4 protein-coding genes and 1 pseudogene are annotated in these 4087 nt (G+C 67.8%); 4 read left to right on the top strand and 1 reads right to left on the bottom strand.

From position 1 onward, the window contains the following. On the bottom strand, nucleotides 1–308 hold a 308-nt coding region (locus ACFWF3_RS26775), incomplete at its 3' end, for an SDR family oxidoreductase (protein ID WP_379316121.1). 123 nt (nucleotides 309–431) lie between these two features. On the opposite strand from ACFWF3_RS26775, the gene ACFWF3_RS26770 reads away from it, so the two are divergent. The 4 genes and pseudogenes from ACFWF3_RS26770 to ACFWF3_RS26755 all read left to right on the top strand — a co-directional run. After that, nucleotides 432–1250 carry an alpha/beta fold hydrolase gene (locus tag ACFWF3_RS26770; protein WP_379316119.1) on the top strand — a complete coding sequence of 273 codons (819 nt, stop codon included), beginning with the start codon at nucleotides 432–434 and terminating at the stop codon, nucleotides 1248–1250. Between the two features lie 119 nt (nucleotides 1251–1369). Further along, complete coding sequence (locus tag ACFWF3_RS26765) at nucleotides 1370–2383, top strand: alpha/beta hydrolase (RefSeq protein WP_379316117.1); 1014 nt, start codon at nucleotides 1370–1372, stop codon at nucleotides 2381–2383. Between the two features lie 430 nt (nucleotides 2384–2813). After that, complete coding sequence (locus ACFWF3_RS26760; protein WP_379316123.1) at nucleotides 2814–3806, top strand: alpha/beta hydrolase; 993 nt, start codon at nucleotides 2814–2816, stop codon at nucleotides 3804–3806. Between the two features lie 95 nt (nucleotides 3807–3901). Then, nucleotides 3902–4087, top strand: a pseudogene (locus ACFWF3_RS26755) (D-inositol-3-phosphate glycosyltransferase); the annotation flags it as partial.

The raw sequence follows: 4087 nt of genomic DNA, 5'->3' as shown, positions 1-4087 counted from the left end.
CCGGTCTCCCACATCCAGCGCCAGTCGTCGAGGTCGGCGTCGGTGACCGCGGCCATGCCTTTCGCGCCGCCTGCGTTGTTGACCAGCACGTCGACGTGGTCGATGGAGTCGGTGAACGCGCGCACCGATTCCTCGGAGGTGACGTCGAGTTCGATGGCGGTGCCGCCGATCTCCTCGGCGAGGCGCTGCACGCGGTCGAACCGGCGGGCACCGACGTAGACGTGATAACCCTGCTTCGCCAGTTCCCGGGCGGTGGCTTCACCGATTCCCGAGCTGGCCCCGGTGACGACAGCGGTGCGAATGCTCATGTTTGCCGATCTTATTCGCCCGAGATTCCCGGCCGCCATGGCTCCGATCACGGTGATGTCAGGCGTTCGCCGCGGCCGCGCAGCTGGGGAATCCTTCGCGACTGCGCCGATTAACCTGTCGGTATGGCTATTCGCGATGCTGTCAGTGCCGATGGAACGAGGATCGTCTACCGGGTGATCGGTACCGGTAGGCCGCTGGTGCTGTTGCACGGGTGGGCCGGGAATCTGCGGTGCTGGGGGGCGGCCGCGGACGAGCTGGCCGAGCGCTATCGAGTGATCGCGCTCGACCTGCGCGGACACGGGTACTCCGACGACCCCGGCGCCGGTTACGACGACCCCAAGGCGTGGGCGGGCGATGTGGCCGCGGTGCTGGCCGCCGAGGGCGTCGACGCCGGTGCGGTGCTGCTGGGCTGGTCCTACGGTGGGATCGTCGCCACCGACTACCTCGCCACCTACGGCACCTCGGCTGTCGCCGGTGTCGTCTACTGCGGGGCGCCCGCCCATATCGGGCGCGATGTGCCCGGCGCGGCACCGGGGCCGTCGATGGAGAAGGCGATTCCGGGCGTGTTCGACGAGGCCGCCGGGCGGGCGGTGCGGGCGTTCTCGGTGTTCGGCAATGCCAATACCGGGCCCGGCGCGGACAAGGGCGTCGACGCGCAGCGGCTGTTCGGCGGCAGTCTCGCGACCCCGCCCTCGGTGCGCAAGGCGTTGTTCTACCGCACGATCGACAACACCGAAACCCTGCGCGCCCTGGATGTTCCGGTTCTGGTGCTGCACGGCACCGATGACCCGGTGGTCCCGGCGGCCAATGGTCAGTACATCCTCGACAATGCCCCTGACGCTCGCGGTTCCTTCTGGGAAGGGGCTCTGCACGGGCTGTTCATCGAGGACCGGCCACGCTTCCTCGCCGAGGTCAGCGCGTTTGTCGACGCGCTGGAGTGAGCTCGGCGGGCCATACCTGCTCTGAATCGGCAATGTTTCAGAAACATGTCCCGGGCCGGTGAGGCCGACCTACTCTGAGCTCGACGGCCATGTCCCGCGGCCGGGCATGGAGGTGGCGCATGAGCGTCTTGACGCGATGTGTGCTGGCCCTCGTGGCAGGCCTGGTGTGCGCCGCCCCGGTCGCCGGAGCGAGTCCGGCCACCGACGCCGCGCGGCTGATTTCCGTCGAGCCCGGTCCCGGCCGCGTCGTCGAGCTCGTGGTGCACTCCGCCGCCATGGCGAAACCGGTGACCGTCGCGGTGCTGCCCGCGGCCGACCGTTCGGCGACGGCGCCGGTCCTGTATCTGCTCAACGGCGTCGACGGCGGCGTCGGCCCGGCCGGTGACTGGCGCGACGGCGGCAACTGGCTCACCCGCACCGACGCCGGCACCTTCTTCGCCGGCAAGCAGGTCACCATCGTGATGCCGATCGGCGGCGCGGGCAGCTACTACGCCGACTGGCGGGCCGACGACCCCGTTCTCGGCCGTCAGCGCTGGGCCACCTTCCTCACCCGCGAGCTGCCCCGCATCATCGACCGTGAGTTCCACGGAACCGGGGCCAATGCCGTTGCGGGCGTGTCGATGGCGGGCACCGCCGCCTTCCAGCTGGCGCTCGCCGCGCCCGCGCTGTACAAGGCGGTCGGGTCCTACAGCGGCTGCGTCTCCACCAGCGGTCCGCAGGGTCATGCCATCGTCAACACCGTCGTCTCCGGCCAGAACGGTGACCCTGTGAACATGTGGGGACAACCCGGCGACCCGCTCTGGGCCGCCAACGATCCCTTCCTGCACGCCGAGCGCCTGCGCGGCCTGGCGATCTACGTCTCCTCCGGTACCGGTCTTCCCGGTGTACTCGACACCGTCGACGGGCCAGGGCTACACGGTGATTCGATCAAGCTCGTCGACCAGCTGATCATCGGCGGCGCGCTCGACGCGGTCACCGCGCTGTGCACCCAGCAGCTCGCCACCCGCTTCCACGACCTGGCCATCCCCGCCACGGTCGACCTGCGCCCCAATGGAACTCACTCCTGGGGCTACTGGCGTGAGGATCTTCGTCACTCCTGGCCGCTGTTCGCCGCGGCCCTGCGCGTCGGCTGAACGTTCCCGCAGGTCGCGGCGGCGGCCGGTACCGACGTGACCTGCCTGCGGTTTTCGGTGCGGACTTCACCGTCGATTCCGGTGATGCGAATAAGTTCGCAGACATGTTGCGTCATGTTTCGCAATTCGCGGTATCCGATGAAAAGGTCCGGTCGGTCTATTCGTGGAGACGATATCTGTCGGCGGGTGCGCGGGCCGTGACGAGACGGCCAGGTGTCTGCGCAGGTAGAGTGATCGGTGTGATTGGTCTGCCGCGCTGATGTGATCGGCCTGTGATTGTTCTCGCTAACCAATCGGATCGAACGTCCAGAGTTCAGGAAAATCTTCTGGGAATCGTCACAGACTTCCGGTGAATTCGTGTGTAGCGTTCTGGAATGTCGTTGGATCGTATGTGGAGAAGAGGATTCGGCGTCGAGAACGGAGTTCGATGATGTTTGGTCGGGCAGTGGGCGTACGGGTCGCAGTGGCCGTGCTGGGCTTGTTGGCCGGTGTCGTGGCCGGGGTGCCCGCAGCCGCTGAACCGGGGGCGGCGCACATCGAGGATCAGCGGGTCGAACCGGATCGCACCATCGATGTGGGCGTGTACTCACCGGCGATGGACATCGTCACCCGGGTGCGGGTGTTGCGGGCCGCCGATCCGAAAGCGCCCGCGCCGACGCTGTATCTGCTCAACGGGGTCGGCGGAGGTGCCGACGGCAACTGGCTCGATCGCACCGATGTCGTCGAGTTCTTCAAGGACAAACAGGTCAATGTGGTGATCCCGTTCGGCGGGGCCGGAAGCTATTTCGCGGACTGGCGAACCGACGACCCGGTGCTGGGCAAGCAGCGCTGGACCACCTTTCTCACCAGGGAACTACCGCCCGTGATCGACGCGGAGTTCGGCGGCACCGGCGCCAATGCCATCGCGGGACTGTCGATGGCGGGTACCTCGGTGTTCCAGCTCGCGCTCGCCGAGCCGGGCCTGTACCGGGCGATCGGGTCCTACAGCGGGTGCGTGCGCACGAGTGATCCACGCGGACAGGCGATCGTGCGGACGGTGGTGGGCAGCAGGCTCGGCAACGCGGCCAATATGTGGGGCCCACCCACCGATCCCGCGTGGTCGGCCAACGACCCCTACCTGCACGCGGAAGCGTTGCGCGGCACCGACGTCTACATCTCCTCGGGCACCGGCATTCCCGGACCGTACGACACCATCACCGCCGCCCAGGGCGACCCGGCGCAGCTGACCATGCAGTTGCTGTTCGGCGCCGGGCTCGAAGCCGTCACGAATGTGTGCACCCAGCAGCTGCGCGATCGACTGCAAACACTCGGCATCCCCGCGACCGTGGACATGCGCCCCAACGGCACTCACTCGTGGGGCTACTGGGAGCAGGACATGCACAAATCGTGGCCCGTGTTCGAGGCGGCGCTGCACCGCGCGTGACGGCCGAACGCGAGGGCCGAAATCCGCTCGCGCGCGGACCGCGGATCGGGCAGGCTCGACCACGACGAGGACGTGAACTCACTCACGAACACGCTGTGACAGCCGTCACCGAACCCGGTAGGGGCAACGGTGGCGGCGTCGCGGCGTGCACACTGGAGGGTGTGAGCCAGCGTCGTCCCGATCTTTTGCCCCATCGCATCGCGGTGCTATCGGTGCATACCTCGCCGCTGGCGCAGCCCGGTACGGGGGACGCGGGCGGGATGAATGTCTACGTGCTGCAA

It is taken from the genome of Nocardia sp. NPDC060220, assembly GCF_042727815.1.
GTDB lineage: Bacteria > Actinomycetota > Actinomycetes > Mycobacteriales > Mycobacteriaceae > Nocardia.
The sequence above is the reverse complement of the archived record's forward strand: the minus strand, read 5'-3'. Positions and strand labels throughout refer to the sequence as shown.